General features: G+C 62.7%; 13 protein-coding genes. 6 read left to right on the top strand and 7 right to left on the bottom strand.

The genetic code is table 11. From position 1 onward, the window contains the following. Window positions 1-119 precede the first annotated feature (119 nt). From SO140_RS21060 to SO140_RS21050, 3 genes are read left to right on the top strand one after another with little or no spacing between them, the layout of a single operon-like run. Window positions 120-1,919, top strand: a complete 1,800-nt coding sequence (locus SO140_RS21060; protein WP_449381061.1) for an FAD-dependent oxidoreductase — start codon at window positions 120-122, stop codon at window positions 1,917-1,919. Next, window positions 1,889-3,736 carry a 2-oxoacid:acceptor oxidoreductase subunit alpha gene (locus SO140_RS21055; RefSeq protein WP_449381062.1) on the top strand — a complete coding sequence of 616 codons (1,848 nt, stop codon included), beginning with the start codon at window positions 1,889-1,891 and terminating at the stop codon, window positions 3,734-3,736. Before SO140_RS21060 ends, SO140_RS21055 begins: the two co-directional genes overlap by 31 nt. Then, window positions 3,733-4,788, top strand: coding sequence for a 2-oxoacid:ferredoxin oxidoreductase subunit beta (locus tag SO140_RS21050; protein ID WP_449381063.1), 1,056 nt, complete (start codon window positions 3,733-3,735; stop codon window positions 4,786-4,788). The genes SO140_RS21055 and SO140_RS21050 overlap by 4 nt, the downstream gene beginning before the upstream one ends. A 20-nt stretch (window positions 4,789-4,808) precedes the next feature. On the opposite strand, the gene SO140_RS21045 is transcribed toward SO140_RS21050, so the two are convergent. From SO140_RS21045 to SO140_RS21035, 3 genes are all read right to left on the bottom strand, one after another. After that, window positions 4,809-5,234 carry a DUF4399 domain-containing protein gene (locus tag SO140_RS21045; protein WP_449381064.1) on the bottom strand — a complete coding sequence of 142 codons (426 nt, stop codon included), beginning with the start codon at window positions 5,232-5,234 and terminating at the stop codon, window positions 4,809-4,811. Between the two features lie 17 nt (window positions 5,235-5,251). After that, window positions 5,252-6,802, bottom strand: coding sequence for an SUMF1/EgtB/PvdO family nonheme iron enzyme (locus tag SO140_RS21040; protein WP_449381065.1), 1,551 nt, complete (start codon window positions 6,800-6,802; stop codon window positions 5,252-5,254). Between the two features lie 241 nt (window positions 6,803-7,043). Beyond that, entirely contained in the window at window positions 7,044-8,027 is a 984-nt protein-coding gene (locus SO140_RS21035; protein WP_449381066.1) for an ABC transporter substrate-binding protein, read from the bottom strand. Between the two features lie 206 nt (window positions 8,028-8,233). Between SO140_RS21035 and SO140_RS21030 the strand changes: the two genes are divergently transcribed. Further along, window positions 8,234-8,836 (top strand): hypothetical protein, encoded by a 603-nt coding sequence (locus SO140_RS21030; RefSeq protein WP_449381067.1) that lies wholly within the window; start codon window positions 8,234-8,236, stop codon window positions 8,834-8,836. A 29-nt stretch (window positions 8,837-8,865) separates the two neighbouring features. Beyond that, window positions 8,866-9,315, top strand: coding sequence for a DsrE family protein (locus SO140_RS21025; RefSeq protein WP_449381068.1), 450 nt, complete (start codon window positions 8,866-8,868; stop codon window positions 9,313-9,315). A 200-nt stretch (window positions 9,316-9,515) separates the two neighbouring features. Here SO140_RS21025 and SO140_RS21020 read toward each other — a convergent pair whose 3' ends face one another. From SO140_RS21020 to SO140_RS21005, 4 genes are all read right to left on the bottom strand, one after another. Next, a complete protein-coding gene (locus SO140_RS21020) occupies window positions 9,516-11,060 on the bottom strand; it encodes a SpoVR family protein (protein WP_449381069.1) in 1,545 nt (514 codons plus the stop codon). Beyond that, on the bottom strand, window positions 11,057-12,334 hold the full coding sequence (locus SO140_RS21015; protein ID WP_474799635.1) for a YeaH/YhbH family protein: 1,278 nt from the start codon (window positions 12,332-12,334) through the stop codon (window positions 11,057-11,059). Before SO140_RS21015 ends, SO140_RS21020 begins: the two co-directional genes overlap by 4 nt. 13 nt (window positions 12,335-12,347) lie before the next feature. After that, the gene (locus tag SO140_RS21010) at window positions 12,348-14,291 is read right to left on the bottom strand and encodes a PrkA family serine protein kinase (protein ID WP_449381071.1); all 1,944 of its coding nucleotides are present in this window, start codon (window positions 14,289-14,291) and stop codon (window positions 12,348-12,350) included. A 302-nt stretch (window positions 14,292-14,593) separates the two neighbouring features. Beyond that, window positions 14,594-15,256 carry a hypothetical protein gene (locus tag SO140_RS21005; RefSeq protein WP_449381072.1) on the bottom strand — a complete coding sequence of 221 codons (663 nt, stop codon included), beginning with the start codon at window positions 15,254-15,256 and terminating at the stop codon, window positions 14,594-14,596. A 281-nt stretch (window positions 15,257-15,537) separates the two neighbouring features. Here SO140_RS21005 and SO140_RS21000 point away from each other — a divergent pair, with 281 nt between their 5' ends. Next, on the top strand, window positions 15,538-18,387 hold the full coding sequence (locus tag SO140_RS21000; RefSeq protein WP_474799638.1) for a bifunctional transaldolase/phosoglucose isomerase: 2,850 nt from the start codon (window positions 15,538-15,540) through the stop codon (window positions 18,385-18,387). Window positions 18,388-18,401 lie beyond the last annotated feature (14 nt).

Raw genomic sequence — 18,401 nt, 5'->3', positions numbered from 1 at the left:
TTCGGATTGGTTCTAATAAGGTAAGCCTATGATCCAATTTAAGAACCATATCGACGCGTAAGCGTTCGCCAAGCTCAAGAAGGCCGCCGGGTCTTTGGGCCTGTGCGGACAGGGTAGGAATGAAACCGACCGATATCGCGGCCCCCGACTACTTTCACAAGGTAGTCGATTGCCAGTGGGCCTGTCCTGCGCACACCCCGGTTCCCGAATACATCCGTCTGATCGCACAAGGCCGCTATAGCGACGCCTATATGGTCAATTGGAAATCGAACGTGTTTCCCGGAATTCTGGGACGCACCTGCGATCGTCCATGCGAGCCGGCGTGCCGCCGCGGACGCGTCGAGGAAACTCCGGTGGCGATCTGCCGCCTGAAGCGCGTCGCGGCCGACTTCAAGGATGACATCAAGCAGCGCCTGCCGCGTCCCTCGCCGAAGAACGGCAAGCGCATCGCGCTGGTTGGCGGTGGCCCGGCGTCGCTGACCGTGGCGCGCGATCTCGCACCGCTCGGCTATCACTGCACGGTGTTCGATGCCGATCCCGAAGCCGGCGGCATGATGCGCTCACAGATCCCGAAATTCCGCCTGCCCAATTCCGTGATCGACGAGGAGACCGGCTACATCCTCGATCTCGGCGTCGAATTCAAAGGCGGCCACCGCGTCGAAAGCATGAAGGCCCTGCTCGCGGACAAGTACGACGCGATCTTCGTCGGCTCCGGCGCGCCGCGCGGCCGCGAGCTCGACATTCCCGGCCGCAAGGAGGCAGCCGCGAATATACACATCGGCATCGACTGGCTGTCCTCGGTCTCGTTCGGCCACACCGACAAGATCGGCAAGCGCGTGATCGTGCTCGGCGGCGGCAACACCGCGATGGATTGCTGCCGCACCGCGCGCCGGCTCGGCGGCCAGGACGTCAAGGTCATTGTGCGCTCCGGCTTCGAGGAGATGAAGGCCTCTCCCTGGGAGAAGGAAGACGCCATCCACGAGGACATCCCGATCCTCAATTACATGGTGCCCGTGGAATTCAAGCATGTAGGCGGCAAGCTCATCGGCGTCACCTTCCAGAAGGTCCGGGCCGAATACGACACCAAGGGCCGGCGCAATCTCGTCCCCTCAGGCGAACCGGATCAGACCATTCCCTGCGACGACGTGCTGGTGGCGGTCGGCCAGGAGAACGCGTTCCCCTGGATCGAGCGCGACTGCGGCATCGAGTTCGACAAATGGAACATGCCGAAGGTCGATCCCAAGACCTTCGCCTCGACCAACCCAAAGGTCTTCTTCGGTGGCGACGCCGCCTTCGGGCCGAAGAACATCATCTGGGCGGTTTCGCACGGCCACGACGCCGCGCTGTCGATCCACAGGCTGCTCTCGGGCGAGGATATCAATGAGCGGCCGCTGCCTGCCGTGCATGTCACCTCGCAGAAGATGGGCATCCACGAGTGGAGCTATGACAACGACATCTCGCCGGAGAAGCGCTTCAAGGTGCCGCACCGCGACAAGGTGGTGGCCCTGAAGGACATCCGCGCCGAGGTCGAGCTCGGCTACGACGTCAAGCTCGCGCTCGGCGAGGCGCATCGCTGCCTGAACTGCGACGTGCAGACCGTATTCTCGACCTCTCTGTGCATCGAGTGCGATGCCTGCGTCGACATCTGCCCGATGGATTGCATCACCTTCACGGAGAACGGGGAAGAGGCCGATCTGCGCCAGCGCCTGAAGGCGCCATCGATGCATCCCGACCAGGATCTCTACGTCTCCGGCGATCTCAAGACCGGGCGTGTGATGGTGAAGGACGAGGACGTCTGCCTGCATTGCGGGCTGTGCGCCGAGCGTTGTCCCACCGGAGCCTGGGACATGCAGAAATACCTCATCGATATGACCTACGCAGGATCATCATGTCCGACAAAAAGCCGATCAGCAGCGTAAACGACTTCGTCGTCCGTTTCGCCAACGTCAACGGCTCGGGCTCGGCTTCGGCCAACGAGCTGTTTGCCCGCGCGATCCTGCGCCACGGTGTGCCGGTCTCCCCACGCAACATCTTCCCCTCCAATATCCAGGGCCTGCCGACCTGGTATGAAGTGCGGGTGACCGAAGCCGGCCATCTCGGCGCCCGCGGCGGCGTCGACATGATGGTGGCGATGAACCCGCAGACCTGGGACAAGGACGTCGCCGGCATCGAGCCCGGCGGCTACCTGTTCTACGATTCCACCAAGCCGATGCCGTCGACGAAATTCCGAGGCGACATCACCGTTATTGGCGTTCCCCTGACCGCGATCACCAACTCGACCTATACCGATCCGCGCCAGCGACAACTATTCAAGAACATCATCTATCTCGGCGCACTCGCGGCGCTGCTCGACATGGATCCCAAGGTGATCGAGCAGCTGATCGGCGAGCAGTACAAGGGCAAGGAGAAGCTGCTCTCCTCCAACGTCCATGCGCTGCATCTCGGTCGCGACTGGGCATTGCAGAATCTGAAATGTCCGATCGGGCTGCGGGTGAAGAAGGCCGACAAGGTCGGCGACCGCATCTTCATCGAAGGCAACAGTGCCGCGGCGCTCGGTGCCGTCTATGGCGGCGCGACGGTGTGCGCGTGGTATCCGATCACACCGTCCTCGTCGGTTGCGGAAGCCTTCACCAGCCATTGCAAGAAGTACCGGCACGATCCCGAGACCGGCAAGGCGAAATACGCGATCGTGCAGGGCGAAGACGAGCTCGCCTCCATCGGCATCGTGATCGGCGCCTCCTGGAACGGCGCGCGAGCCTTCACCGCAACGTCGGGCCCCGGCATCTCGCTGATGACGGAGTTCATCGGCCTCTCGTATTTCGCCGAGATTCCGGCCGTGATCATGAACATCCAGCGCGCCGGCCCCTCGACTGGCATGCCGACCCGCACACAGCAATGCGACATCATCGCCTGCGCCTATGCCTCGCATGGCGACACCAAGCACGTGCTGCTGTTCCCGGAAGATCCGGCTGAGGCCTTCGAGTTCGCGGCAGCCGCGTTCGATCTCGCCGAACGGCTTCAGACCACGATCTTCCTGATGCTCGATCTCGATATCGGCATGAACCACCGCCTCTGCCGTCCGCTGAAGTGGGACGACGCGCGGCAGTATGACCGCGGCAAGGTGATGACCGCGGAAATGCTGGAAGAAGGCCGCGACTTTGGCCGCTATCTCGACGTCGACGGTGATGGCATCCCCTATCGCACCTATCCCGGCACGCATCCGACCAAGGGCTCCTACTTCACCCGCGGCACCTCGCGCGACCGCTATGCGCGCTACTCCGAGGAGGGCACGGTCTATGCCGACAACATGCAGCGCCTGGTGCGCAAGTTCGAGACAGCGCAGGATCTCGTGCCGCGGCCGCTCCAGGCCAATGCGGAACGGCCGACCAAATATGGCGTGATCTATTTCGGCTCCACGGCGCCGGCGATGGACGAGGCGATCGGCCTTCTGGAAGTCCGCGGGCATCAGCTCGACCGGTTGCGCATCCGTGCCTTCCCGTTCCATTCGAGCGTCGCGAGCTTCCTCGCCGAGCACGATTTCGTCTACGTCGTCGAGCAGAACCGCGACAGCCAGCTCCGTCAGCTCATCGTCAACGAGAACGGCATCGACCCGGTGCGTCTCGTGCCGATCGTGCATTACGACGGCTCGCCCATCACCGCCCGCTTCATCGCAAAAGCCATTGGCGACCACCAGGATCACCTCAAGGTGACCCCGCTCCGCAAGGCCGTGTCATGACCTACATTGCAAAGCCGAAATTTCATCACCCGGGCCTGAAGAAGAACGAGCTCGGCTACACGCATCGCGACTACGAGGGCAAGATCTCGACGCTGTGCGCCGGCTGCGGTCACGACTCGATCACGGCCTCGATCATCGAGGCCTGTTACGAACTCTCGATCGAGCCGCACCGGGTGGCGAAGATTTCCGGCATCGGCTGCTCATCGAAGACGCCCGACTACTTCCTCGGCAATTCGCACGGCTTCAACTCAGTGCACGGTCGTATGCCTTCCGTGCTGACCGGCGCCAACCTCGCAAATCGTGACCTGATCTATCTCGGCGTCTCCGGCGACGGCGATTCCGCCTCGATCGGTTTCGGCCAGTTCGCACATTCGATCCGGCGCGGCGTCAACATGACCTATATCGTCGAGAACAACGGCGTCTATGGTCTGACCAAGGGCCAGTTCTCGGCCACCGCCGACCGCGGCTCGAAATCCAAGAAGGGCGTCACCAACACCGACAACGCCATCGACCTCGTCGCGATCGCGCTGCAGTTGGGGGCGACCTTCGTCGCGCGCAGCTTCTCCGGCGACAAGACGCAACTTGTACCACTCATCGCCGCCGCGATCCGCCACAAGGGCGCGGCGTTCATCGACGTGATCAGTCCCTGCATCGCCTTCAACAATCACGCCGGCTCGACCAAGAGCTTTGACTATGTCCGCGAGCACAATGACGCGGTGAACCGGCTCGACGTGCTGGTCGGGCGGGATCCGATCAGCGTCGACTACGCCCCTGGCTCCGTGCAGGTCGTCGAGCAGCATGACGGCAGCAAGATCGCGCTGCGCAAAATCGATGCCGACTACGATCCGCACGACCGGCTCGGCGCCCAAAACTTCCTGCAGAAGCACGCCGCCAAGGGACAGATCGTCACAGGCCTGCTGTATGTCGACCCCGACGCGGACGATATGCACGAGCATCTCAACACGGTCGAGACGCCCCTCAACACGCTGGAAGCGGACGCGCTGTGCCCGGGCTCGGCCGTGCTGGACAAGATCAACGCCGGCCTGCGCTAGCCAACAGACCGGACGAAATCCTATCTGACCCGAACGCTGACCTTGCTCGACACAACGGGCGGGTCGAACGGATAGTGCTTCGCATCGCCCAGCACCAGCTGAAGCGTATGGGTGCCCGGCGGAAGCTCGAGAAAGGTCTCGGTCTGCCCCGCTCCAAAATGAAGATGCGTTTTGTCCTGCGGAATCGGCTCCTTGGGGTCGATCGGCTCGTTGACGTCGACCAGCAGATGATGATGGCCGCTGTTCTGGTAGTCGTCGCCGGCGTGCGTCACGCCCATGTTGCGGAGGCCGAACCGGACCCAGAATCCGCCTTTGATCTTCTGACCATCGCGCGGCGTGATGAAATAGAGCTTTGCGTCCTTCGGCGCCGGCTTGCCTTGCGAATAGGCTGCGCTGGAGGACGATGCGAGCAGCACTGAAAGCGCGAGGCAGCAGACGATCTTCATCGCATCTCCTTCCGCGCTTACGGACCAAGCGCTATGCGGAAGCCGTGGGTCGGATAGCGAACATTGGTATCGTAGCTGTCGCGGTTCGCCGGTCGCACATAGCGCGCGTCGTTCTTCCAGGACCCCGAGCGCAGAACATGCGAAGTGCAGTCGCCGCTCCAGGCCGAGCCGTCGGCCGGAGCGCCCTGGTAGTTCTTGTGCCAGCAATCCGCGACCCACTGATCGACGCCGCCTCCCATGTCGTAGAGTCCAAAGGGATTGGGCTTAAAGCTGCCGACCTTGACCGGCTGATCAGCCGATACGTCTCCGCAATCCTTGCAAGCCGCCATGCCCGACTGCGGCTTGTCGCCCCACCAGTACTTGGTCTGGGTACCCCCGCGGGCGGCATATTCCCATTCGGCTTCGCTCGGAAGCCGGTACGGCTTCTTCGTCGCCTGCGCGAGCCAGCCCGCATATTGCTGCGCGTCCGTCCAGCTTACATTCGTGACGGCGGCGTCGTCCTTTCCGGTTGCCGTAAATCCGCAGGCCTTTGCCGCCGCACATTCGTTCCATTCACGGACAGTCACTGGATATTTCCCGATCGCGAACGGTTTGATCGCAACCTGGTGGATCGGTCTTTCCGTCGGATCCTCGTTGCTGCCCATCGCAAAACTGCCGGCGCGGATCGCGATCATTTCCGGCTCCTGGACCTGTGCCGTGGATTGCGCCGGGACCGGTGGAGGCGCAGGCGCCGGCGATGGCATTGCTGTCGGCGACGGAGAGGCAACGGGGGCGGCCTGCGGCGCCGGCGCCATCGAACCGGATTCTGTTGGAACGGATTGCGGCGCCGGGGATGCGGGAGCCGCGGCGGGGGGAGCTGCCGCGTGTTGATCGAGGCGGGGGCGTTGCTGCACGAGCAGGTACCAAAGCACGCCGCTCGCGATCACGAGCAACGTCAGGCCGAGGAGAAACAGCAGGATGTTCTCGCGCCGACCTCGTGTCCTGCCGACGGCGTCAGCGTCCGGCAGCACGCGATAGACGCGCACTGGATCGGTGATATTCTTGACCTTGCGATCCCCGAGCGACTCGTAGCCGCACACCACCTTGTGCTTGATCTGCTCATAGATCGCGCCTGAGATGAAGACCTGACCGGGCTCGGCAATCCCTTCGATCCGCGTCGCAATATTGACGCCGTCGCCGTAGACGTCGTCCGGCTCCACGATGACATCACCGAGATTGACACCAATCCGGTATTCGATCCGGGAATGATTCGGAAGCGTGGCGTTGCGGCCGACGAGATTTTGCTGGATGACGATGCTGCACCGAACGGCCTCGACGGGACTGTCGAAAATCGCGATGAAGCCGTCGCCGGTCGTCTTGATCAGCGTGCCGTGGTGCTCGACTATGCTGGGCTGGATCAGATCGCGCTCGATCCGCTTGACGCGGACATGCGTGCCTTCCTCGTCGGCCTGCATCAAACGGCTGTAGGAGGCGATGTCACCGACGATAATGGCGGCGAGGCGGCGAGGCATCGCGTTACGCGGCGGCTCACCCTGATTCCCCGATTTGAAGTTGCGAATTTCACCCATTACTGGGGCTCCACAAACTTGCAAATGGCGGCTTGCACGTTCAGCTCTCGAAGAGCTCAACGTGCAAGCTGCAGGCTATCACATCGCCCGCGAGGAACAAGCAAAGTGCGACTAGATCAGAGCTTCTCGCGAAGCGTCGGCATGGGTTCCGAGCGAAAATGCTCGCTGGGTGCTTTGAACTTTCCTCATGTCGCGAGCGACTAAAGCTCGCAACGGAACTTCTCGCCAAGCGAGCGTTCACTCACTCGATGGCTTCGTCGGCGCTCGCCAGCAGTGCCGGCGGCACCGCGATCCCCAACAGCTTCGCCGTCCTCAAATTGATGACCAGCTCGAATTTTGTCGGCGCCTGCACCGGAAGATCGGCCGGCTTCGTTCCGCGAAGAATGCTATCTGCATAGGAAGCGACCTGGCGGAACAAGTCCGGGAAATCCAGCCCGTACGACATCAGCGCGCCGCTTGTCGGAAAGCTGCGGAACGGATGGATGCTGGGAATGCGCAGCTCGTTGGTCAAGCCGACGATCAGATCCTGATGCAGGATCGGCAGGGAGTCGGGCAGCGTCATCAGCCCAGCCCTGGGCAAACCTCCTGCACCGCGAACGGCGCGCTCGATCTCGCCGGCATCGCGGACGTAAACCGTCTGCACGTTCACGCCGCTTTCGCGTCCGTCGCTCTCGATCTGGCGCGCGAACGGGGCGCTGGTGTTATTGTCGGGATTGGCGATCAGGACGATGCGCTCGATCGTCGTGTCGACGGCCTTCAGCAGATCGACCCATTTGCCCCCGACCGCGAGTTCGAAATTCGTGAAGCCGGTGAGGCTTCCTCCGGGGTGTGACAGGGACGCCACCACGCCGAGCTCGACCGGATCAGCCACCAACAGGAATACGACGGGTATCGCGCCCGAGTACTTGCGCATTGCCTCGAGCGTAGGACTTCCCTGTGCGATCAGCAGGTCCGGCTTCCGTTGCACCAACGAAGCCGAGGCCTCCGACAGGGAGGATGACATCGGCTTCGCCAGCCGCAGGTCGAACTCCAGATTGTCGCCATCACGCCAGCCGAGCTCGCGCAGCCGGTCCAGGAGCGCAGCGCGGAGCGGCAGCAATTGCTGCTCGCTGAACGAGGAGACCATGCCGACGAGCTTCCTGCGCGGGACCGGCTGGGCGTTCACCGCAAGCCATGGCGCGGCCGCCAGGAGCCCGATAGCCCGGATGAAGGCACGCCGGATCATGAGTGGCCCGGATTGGCTAAAGTCGACTGCATCACGCGCGTGTATCAGCATTCGGCCATCCGGGGGATAACTAAATCCGGGCGCGCCAGACGTGCCGGGTCATCGAGGGCAGGTGAACGCATCCCGCCCGCGTAGCGACTAACCGCCAAATACCCTGCCCGACCACCAGCCGGACACTTCGGTTCGAAGAGAGCTCTGGACCACACATGAAACACCCCCTTCTCGTCGCCCTCACCCTCGCCGCTCTCGGCGGCACCGGCCACGCCCAGGAGGCCAGCAAGGTCCAGTCCGATGCTTTTGACGCGCGAATGTTTGCAGGCGCGCCCGGCCACAAGGCCTATGCCTGCTTCGTCCGCCGCTACGATGCCGACCATCTGGACCGGCATCCGAAGCAGAAGGTTGCGTCCATGAAGCTGCTGGTCTCGGCCGAATACGAGAAAGAAGACAAGGAGCTGCACTACGCCTTCCGCCTCGGCTTCCGATATCGGCACCGCTCGGGCGACTTCGACACCTCCGGCTCCTGCGGTCACGCGCTGTTTCAGGACAATGGCGACGAGGTCCGCTTCGGCTGCGGCGTCGATTGCGACGGCGGCGGCATCGGGATCGCGCTGGCGAAGGATGATAAATCGGCGATCGTGCGGCTCGAGCGCATCAAGGTCTGGCAGAACAACAAACTTGACGACGACGCCAAGGAATCGCTGGTCGCCGGCGCCGACGACAAGATTTTCCGACTCGACCGCACCGACACCAGCGAGTGCGCCTCGCTCGTGACCGACCGCAAGGAACTCGCCGCGCTTCGCCACAAGTGATAGGTTCGACCCGAACTTCGGAGCACGCGATGAATCGACGTAATATCTTGTGGAGCGCAGTGTCAACGTTGGGCGCGGCCTTCGCCGCGTCGCGCGCGAAGGCCGCGACCGAACCGACGCCAGCAGACAGGCTGAAGGTGGTCTATCATCTGAGCGATGCCGAGAAGGTCAACTTCGTGCTCGGCAACATCCAGAACCATATCGACGGCGTCGGCGGCCCGGAGCACGTGACGATCGCGCTCGTCATCCACGGGCCGGCGCTCAAGGCGTTTCACTCGGCGCAAGCCAATCCCGACGTCAGCAAGCGCGTCGGCGATTTCTCCCGGGACGGCGTGGAGCTCGCCGCCTGCGGCAACACCATGAAGGCGCAGAACATCACGCTGAAGGATCTCTTGCCCGGCTTCGTCAGCGCGGAAAAAGGCGGCGTAGTTCGCCTCGCGGAGCTGCAATCGCGGGGGTATTTGTATTTGCGGCCGTGATGTCGACGGAGGTTGGTGTCGCCGCCCCAAGCTCAGCTGTCATCGCCCGGCTTGACGGGGCGATCCAGCATTCCAGAGACGGCGTCTCTCAATCGAGAAGCCGCGGCGTACTGGATTTCCCGGTCAAGCCGGGGCATGACGGCGAAAATGGGGATGCGGCTTGCCGGACTCCATCGCGGGGCACGCTTCACGCGTGAGCGTTACGCCGCTGCGGGGATCGGCCGCGGGCTCACGACGTACTCCCGCAAAACCTTGTCGTTGGCATCCACCTCTATCAACGACACGTCGTAGGTCCAGAGATCGGCCAGATGCTGGAGCACGCGCTTGGCGTCGGTCTCGCTGAGCTGCGAACCCTTGATGACGTGGTGATGCAGGATCAGCCGACGATCGCCGGCGAGATCGACGTCGACCACCTCGATATTGGCATCGATGAAGCCGACATCGTGCTGCCGCGCCAGCTCGCGGCGGACGCGACGGAAGCCGCGCTCGTCATGGATGGCGTCGACCCGAATGCCGGCGCGCTCCTCGGGGTCGTCGTGGAGATGGAACATGCGCAGGTGCCGCATCAGCCTGGGGCTGAGGAACTGCCCGATGAAGCTCTCGTCGCGGTAATTCGCCCAGACGTCGCGCAGCACGCCGATGGCGTCGCCCTTGCCGGCAATGTCCGGGAACCACTCTCGGTCCTCAGCTTCCGGATTGGTCGCAATCCGCTCGATATCCTGCATCATCGCAAAACCGAGCGCATAGGGATTGAAGCCGGAGAAGCGCGGATCGTCGAACTCGGGCTGGAACACCACGTTGGTGTGTGACTGGAGGAATTCGAGGAAGTTGCCGTCGGTGATGCGGCCCTGCTTATGCAGGGTCGACATGATGCGATAGTGGACGTAGGTCGCTGTCCCCTCGTTCATCACCTTGGTCTGGCTCTGCGGGTAGAAATACTGCGCGATGTGGCGGACGATGCGCAGCAATTCACGCTGCCAGGGCGCCAGCCGCGGCGCGCTCTTTTCCAGGAAGTAGAGCAGATTCTCCTGCGGTAAACCGAGCAGCTTGCGGCGACGCTCGATGCTCAGCACCGACCGGCTCTTGGCCGCCCCCTTGGGCACGGTGCGCCAGAGGTCGTTGAAGACCTCCTCCTCGTGCTGACGGCGGCGGCCGGCGCGCTTTTCCTCAGCCCGCAGATCGATATTCTTTTTGCCGGGATACCGGTCGATGCCGTGCGACATCAGCGCATGCGCCGCGTCGAGCGTGCGCTCGACCTCGACGCGGCCATAACGCGCCTCGCATTGCGAGACGTAGGTCTTGGCGAAGTCGAGATAGTCCAGGATGCCGTCGGCATCGGTCCACTGCTTGAACAGATAGTTGTTCTTGAAGAAGTGGTTGTGGCCGAACGCAGCATGCGCAATCACCAGCGTCTGCATCGTCGCCGTGTTCTCCTCCATCAAATAGGAGATGCATGGCGAAGAGTTGATGACGATCTCGTAGGCGAGGCCCATCAGGCCCTTGCGGTAGGAGGCCTCGTGGAAGGCGAAGTGCTTGCCGAACGACCAGTGCTTGTAGAACAGCGGCATGCCGACGGAGGAATACGCGTCCAGCATCTGTTCGGCGGTGATCACCTCGATCTGGTTCGGATAGACGTCAAGGCCGAGCTCCTTCTTCGCCACATCCTCGCAGGCATCGTGGATACGCTGCAAGGTGTGGAAGTCCCAATCCGCGCCCTCGAACAATCGCCCGGTCTTGTCCGTCATGGAGCGGCCTTCTCCTGATTTTCGCGGCGTTGGAACAGGTCGTGGAACACCGGGAAGATCTCGCTGCGCTCACTGACCTTGCGCATCGACAGCGGCGCGCCGCTGTTGCGCAGGCGGTCATAAAGCGTCCAGAGCGAGGAGTCGGAGAGATCGAACGCGCTGCCACCGGACTCCCCGACCTCGAGATAGGCGAAGAACTGGCAGACCGGCAGGATCTTCTCGGTCAGGAGCATGCCGGCGAGCTCGCCGTCGGAATAGGAGTTGTCACCGTCGGAGGCCTGGGCTGCGTAGATGTTCCAGTCCGACGGATTGAAGCGCTCGCGCACGATCTCATGCATCGCCTGGAGCGCGCTCGACACCAGCGTGCCGCCCGAGGCCGGACCATAGAAGAAGGTCTGCTCGTCCACCTCCTCCGCGCGGTCAGTGTGGCGGATGAAGACGATCTCGACGTGCTTGTAGCGGCGCTTCAGGAAGACGTAGAGCAGCATGTAGAAACGCTTGGCGAGATCCTTCATGTGCTCGGACATCGAGCCGGAGACGTCCATCAGGCAGAACATCACCGCCTGCGCCACAGGCTTCGGCACCGTCTCGAAGCGGCGGTAGCGGATGTCGAGCGGATCGATGAAGGGGATGCGCTTGGATTTCGCCTTCAGCCTCTCGAGCTCAGTGAGGAGCGCCGCGCGCTCGTCCTCGTCGGCGCATTCGGCGATCCTTGCTTCCAGCTCATCGATCTCGCTCTTGCGCGGACGGCGCAACGCGATACGGCGGGCGAGCGCGAGCTGGACGGTCCGGTTGACGGAGATGTTCGCAGGTGAGCCAGACGTGGTGTAGCCGGCGCGCTGGATGCCCTCACTCTCGGTCTGGGTGATCTTGCGCTTGGCGAGGTCGGGAAGCTCGAGATCGTCGAGGAAGAGATCGACGAACTCGTCGCGGCTCAAGACGAAGCGAAAGGCATCCTCGCTGTCACCTTGACCGGGACCGGAGTCCTTGGCGCCGCCCTGCCCCGAACGCTGCAGATAGTCGCCCTCGATGAACTTCTTGTTCCCCGGCAACACCATGTCGCGCGTGCCACCCTCGCGGCGGAAGCGCGGCTCGTGCATCCCGTCGAGGGGGATCGTGACCTCCCCCCCTTCCAGGACGTCCTTGATATCGCGTTCCTGCGAGGTCTTCTTGACGGCGCCCTGCACCAGGGATTTGGCCCGACGCAAGAACCGCTGGCGGTTCTCAAGACTCTTGCCGCCCGGGTTCAGGCGCCTGTCAATAATGTGGGCCACTGTCTCATCCGCCTCAACCGGCCTGCTTCACACGCATGTACCATTCGACAAGCCGGCGAACCTGACGCTCGGTGTAGCCGCGCTCCACCATGCGTGCGACAAACTCGCCGTGCTTCTTCTCGGTCTCGCCGTCCTTCTTCGAACCGAACGAGATCACCGGAAGCAGGTCCTCGACCTGAGAGAATATCCGCTTTTCGATCACGTCGCGAATCTTCTCGTAAGAGGTCCAGTTCGGATTCTTGCCGCTATTCTGAGCCCTGGCCCGTAACGAGAATTTGACCACCTCGTTCCGGAAGTCCTTCGGGTTGGCGATGCCGGCCGGCTTCTCGATCTTGGTCAACTCCTGGTTCAAGAGTTCGCGATCCAGGAGCTGTCCCGTATCGGGATCCTTGAAGTCCTGATCCTCGATCCAGGCATCGGCATAGTCCACGTAGCGATCGAACAGGTTTTGGCCGTAGTCCGAGTAGGATTCGAGATAGGCCTTCTGGATCTCGTTACCGATGAACTCGGCATAACGCGGCGCAAGCTCGGCCTTGATGAACTCCAGGTAGCGTTTCTCGGTCTCTTCGGGAAGCTGCTCGCGGCGGATCGCCTGTTCCAGCGCGTACATCAGATGCACGGTATCGGCAGCGACCTCCTGCGGATCGTGGTTGAAGGTCGCGGCCAGGATCTTGAAGGCGAAGCGAGTGGAAACGCCGTCCATGCCCTCATCGACACCGGCGGCATCACGGTATTCCTGAACGCTGCGCGCCTTGGGATCTGATTCCTTCAGGCTTTCCCCATCGTACACCCGCATCTTGGCAAACAGCGTGGAATTTTCGTGCTTGCGCAGACGTGACATCACCGAGAACCGCGCCATCGTCTCCAGCGTCGCAGGCGCGCAAGGTGCCGAGGCGAGCTCTGAGCCCTGGATCAGCTTTTCGTATATCTTCTGCTCTTCGGTGTACCGCAGGACGTAAGGCACCTTGATCACGCAGATGCGGTCGATGAAGGCTTCGTTGTTTTTGTTGGACTTGAAGCTCGCCCACTCGGCCTCGTTCGAGTGCGCGAGGATGATGCCGGTGAAGGGGATCGCACCGATGTTCTCGGTGCCGATATAGTTGCCCTCCTGCGTCGCAGTGAGCAGCGGGTGCAGCATCTTGATCGGCGCCTTGAACATCTCGACGAACTCGAGGATGCCCTGGTTGGCGCGGTTGAGACCGCCGGAATAGCTGTACGCATCCGGGTCGTTCTGCGCATAGGTCTCGAGCTTGCGGATATCGACCTTGCCGACCAACGAGGAGATGTCCTGATTGTTCTCGTCGCCGGGCTCGGTCTTGGCGATCGCGATCTGGCGCAGCCGCGACGGCTGGATCTTGGCGACGCGGAATTGCGAGATGTCGCCGCCGAAGGCCTCCAGCCGCTTGTAGCACCACGGGCTCATGAGACCGGTGAGACGCCGGCGCGGAATGCCGTACTTCTCTTCCAGCATCGGTCCGAGCTGCTCGGGATCGAACAGGCTGAGCGGGCTTTCGAACACCGGGCTCAGTTCATCGCCAGCCTTCAGCACGTAGATGGGCTGCACCTCCATCAACGACTTGAGCCGCTCGGCGAGCGATGATTTGCCGCCGCCGACCGGGCCGAGCAGATAGAGGATCTGCTTGCGTTCTTCGAGCCCTTGCGCGGCGTGACGGAAGAAACCAACGATGCGCTCGATCGTTTCCTCCATGCCGTAGAAGCCGGCGAAGGCCGGATAGGTGCGGATCGTGCGGTTCAAAAAGATACGGCCAAGGCGTGGGTCCTTGGCCGTGTCAATCGTCTGGGGTTCACCGATCGCAGCTAGTAGTCGCTCGGCTGAATTCGCGTACTTCATGGGATCGCTTCGACACGATTCCAGATATTCCGCCATCGACATGTCGTGCTGGCTTCTCGCCTCGAACGACCGAGCGAAAGCGTTGAACAAAGAATCGTTGTACATGATCCCTCTCCGCGTGATTTCCGCCACTCAAGCTGAAACGAAAGCAGTTACCGGACCGTTCCTCAGCGCCCGTCTCGAATCAGCGTGAGCACATGACGATCATTGGACACCCGAGCACCTTGTTGGCGCAACGCACTACGTAGGCACCGGGTGAGTTACGAACAGGCACTTGCCTGTTATTTATGCGAATCTATACCCGTACGTGCTAATTTCCAGCAAATGTCGCCCCGCGGCAACATCCGGGCGTTACCGGGGATTGGTCCATCCGGCAGCGCAACATAGCTGCCCCGCCGACGGCAAACTTATGACGCTTTGACGGCGAAGCCTTGAACGTCGTGATGGCTCTTCTGCTGCAATGCGGCGCGCAGCTTGCTCGCGTCGTGGCAAGCCAGGCAGGCTCGCAGCAGCGTCGCGAAGTCCGTCGCCGGCCCGGCCGGAGCGATGACGCTGAAATCCGTGTCATTCCGCGGCGAGATCGCGCCTCTGCTCCTGACGCTGCGAAGTTGCCGCCGCAGCGCCGGCGTCAGCATAACGGTTTTGCATCCGTAGCTTTCACGCACCGAAACGTCTTCGATCGAGTCCCAGAGCAGGAATTCATCGCCGGCACGCAGATCGCGGATGCGGTGGTGGCTGACGGTCGCGCACCGCTCGGCCAGCGACATCCAGATCAGTCGGCAGATGACGAGCCCGAACAGCAGAACACCCGCGCGGCCCGCCGCCCGCTCACAGGCGCCAAGGCCGCCGCACAACTCGAAGGCAAGCGCGGCGCTGAAAAGGGGCATGACAAACCCCAGCACAATCGGCTCTGCGAGGCGGGAAAAGCTATGACCGACATCGAGATCGTTGGACACGTCGAGATCGGCAGGAAAGGCAGATGGACGCGGCGTGACGGCAATCGCAAGGTCGTCAAAATTTGCGTGCATGCTTATCCGCCAGCACGGCAGTTCATGAATGAACTGAGGCAACCCGCCGCACGGGCAAATGCTTGAGCCAGCGACACGAAACTCCGCTCAGCCAAGGCTGACGCTACGCTACGGTCTCAGGCCGATAAACTTGGCGGCCAACGACTTTCGCGCAACGACGCGCCCGATCAACTGGATCGCTACGCTCTCAACGGAGTTATGCCGAGAGTACGACGCACATACCCTTGATTGGTTCCCTCCCAAGGCCATGGTAACACACCATAGCGCGTCAGGACCGGCGCGGGAACCCCTCGCCTGCCACCGGCTCGGAGAAAAGAGTGATCATGAATCCCGTCAAAGAACTGGAAAAGCACGGACAGGCCGTCTGGCTGGATTTCCTGGCCCGCGGCTTCATCGCCGAAGGCGACCTGAAGCGGCTGATCGAGACCGACGGCGTCAAGGGCGTCACCTCCAACCCGTCGATCTTCGAAAAGGCGATCGGCAGCTCGGACGAATATGACGCCCCGATCGGCAAGGCGCTGAAGCGCGGCGACCGTCCGGTCGCCGACCTCTTCGAGCAGCTCGCAGTCGAGGACATCCAGAACGCCGCCGACGTGCTGCGCCCGGTCTATAACCACCTGAAGGGCCAGGACGGCTTCGTCAGCCTGGAGGTGTCACCCTATCTGGCCATGGACACCAAAGGGACGGTCGCCGAAGCCCGGCGGCTCTGGAAGGATGTCGATCGCAAAAACTTGATGATCAAGGTGCCGGCGACGCCGGAGGGCCTGCCGGCCATCGAACAGCTCATCGGCGAAGGCATCAGCGTCAACATCACCCTGTTGTTCTCCAAGGAGGTCTATCTGGAGGTCGCCGAGGCCTATCTTGCGGGCCTTGAGAAATACGTGGCTGGCGGCGGCGATCCGTCGCATGTGGCAAGCGTCGCAAGCTTCTTCGTCAGCCGCATCGACACCGTGGTCGACAAGCAGCTCGACGACAAGATCGCCCGCGCCAACGATCCCAGCGAAAAAGAGCGTCTCGCGGCGCTCAAGGGCAAGGTCGCGATCGCAAATGCAAAGGTCGCCTACCAGGACTACAAGCGCCTGTTCTCCGGGCCACGCTGGGACAAGCTCGCCGCCAAGGGTGCGAAGCCGCAGCGGATGCTGTGGGCTTCCACCGGCACCAAGAACAAGGATTATAGCGACGTCCTTTATGTAGAGGAGTTGATCGGCCCGAACACCATCAACACCGTGCCGCCGGCGACGCTCGATGCGTTCCGCGACCACGGCAAGCTGCGCGACAGCCTGGAGGAGAATGTCGAGGAGGCCGCCCACGTGCTGGAGGAGCTCGAGCGCTCCGGCATCTCTCTTGACGAGATCACCGAGGAGCTCGTCAGGGACGGCGTGAAGCTGTTTGCCGACGCCGCCGACAAGCTCTATGGCGCGGTCGCCCATAAGCGCGCCACCGTGCTAGGGACGGCGATCAACCGCCAGCAGCTTGTGCTGGGCGAGGGGCTCGGCAAGGCCGTGACCAAGAGCACCGAAGACTGGCGGGCGTCGGCGAAAATCCGCAGGCTCTGGCAGCGCGACAAGTCGGTCTGGACCGGCACGGACGAGAACAAATGGCTCGGCTGGCTCGACAGCGCGGCGAAGGCCGATGTCGCCGACTACGCCGACTATGCGAACCGGGTGAGGGGCCAGCATTTTTCCGACGCAGTCGTGCTCGGGATGGGCGGATCGAGTCTCGGTCCGGAAGTTCTGGCCGAGACGTTCGCGAGAAGAGCCGGCTTCCCCAAGCTGCACGTGCTCGACTCGACCGACCCGGCGCAGGTACGGGCGATGGAAGCCAAGATCGACATCGCCAACACCGTCTTCATCGTCTCCAGCAAATCCGGCGGCACCACCGAGCCGAACGCGATGAAGGATTATTTCTATGACCGCGTCGCCAAGGCGGTCGGGCCGTCGGTGAAGACCGGCCACCGCTTCATCGCGGTCACCGATCCCGGTTCCTCGCTGGAAAAGGCTGCCAAGAAGCTCAGCTATGCCCGCATCTTCCACGGCGAACCCTCCATCGGCGGACGCTATTCGGTGCTTTCGCCGTTCGGCCTCGTGCCCGCCGCGACCGCTGGCATAGACGTCAAGAGCTTCATCGGGCACGCGCTCGCGATGGCTCGCTCATGCGGACCGGACGTGCCGCCGCAAGAGAATCCCGGCGTGCAGCTCGGCCTCGCGATGGGCCTTGCAGGCCTGGAAGGCCGCGACAAGGTGACGATCTACGCCTCGAAGAAGATCGCCGATTTCGGCGCCTGGGCCGAGCAGCTCATCGCCGAATCGACCGGCAAGGAAGGCAAGGGCCTGATCCCGATCGACGGCGAGCCGCTGGTCGATCATTCAGTCTATGGAGACGACCGCTTCTTCATCGACATCCGCACCGAGGGTGAAGCAGATGCCGTCCATGACGGGATGCTCTCCGCGCTCGAGAAGGCCGGCCATCCCGTGGTGCGCATCCTCATGAAGTCGGTCGACCATCTCGGCCAGGAGTTCTTCCGCTTCGAGATGGCGACGGCGGTCGCGGGCTCCATCCTCGGCATCAACCCGTTCGACCAGCCCGACGTGGAAGCAGCCAAGATCAAGACCCGCGAGCTCACCGCCGCGTTCGAGAAGACCGGCGCGCTGCCGCCGGAGGAGCCGGTCGTCAGCACCGCGGACGCCGATCTCTACACCGACGACGCCAATGCCGCAGCGCTCCGTGCCGCCGGCGCGAACGGCGACCTCACCTCCTGGCTGAGAGCGCATCTCGACCGCTCCCGGCAAGGCGACTATGTCGCCCTGCTCGGCTACATCGCGCGCGACAAGGCCACGATCGAAGCCTTGCAGGCGATGCGGACGGAGGTGCTCGAAAAGCGCCGTGTCGCCACCGCCGCTGAATTCGGTCCGCGCTTCCTGCATTCGACCGGACAGGCCTACAAGGGCGGGCCCGACAGCGGCGTGTTCCTGCAAATCACGACCGACGACGCCGAGGACCTTCCGGTGCCGGGCCAGAAGGCGAGCTTTGGCGTCATCAAGGCGGCGCAGGCGCGCGGCGACTTCGATGTTCTCACCGAGCGCGGACGACGCGCGCTCCGCGTGCACCTGAAGGGCGGGCTGAAGAAAGGCCTTGCCGCGCTGAACGCCGCGCTCTCCCAAGCGTTGAACTGAAAGAGGATAGGTCA

It is taken from the genome of Bradyrhizobium sp. UFLA05-108, from assembly GCF_059803455.1.
The sequence above is the reverse complement of the archived record's forward strand: the minus strand, read 5'-3'. Positions and strand labels throughout refer to the sequence as shown.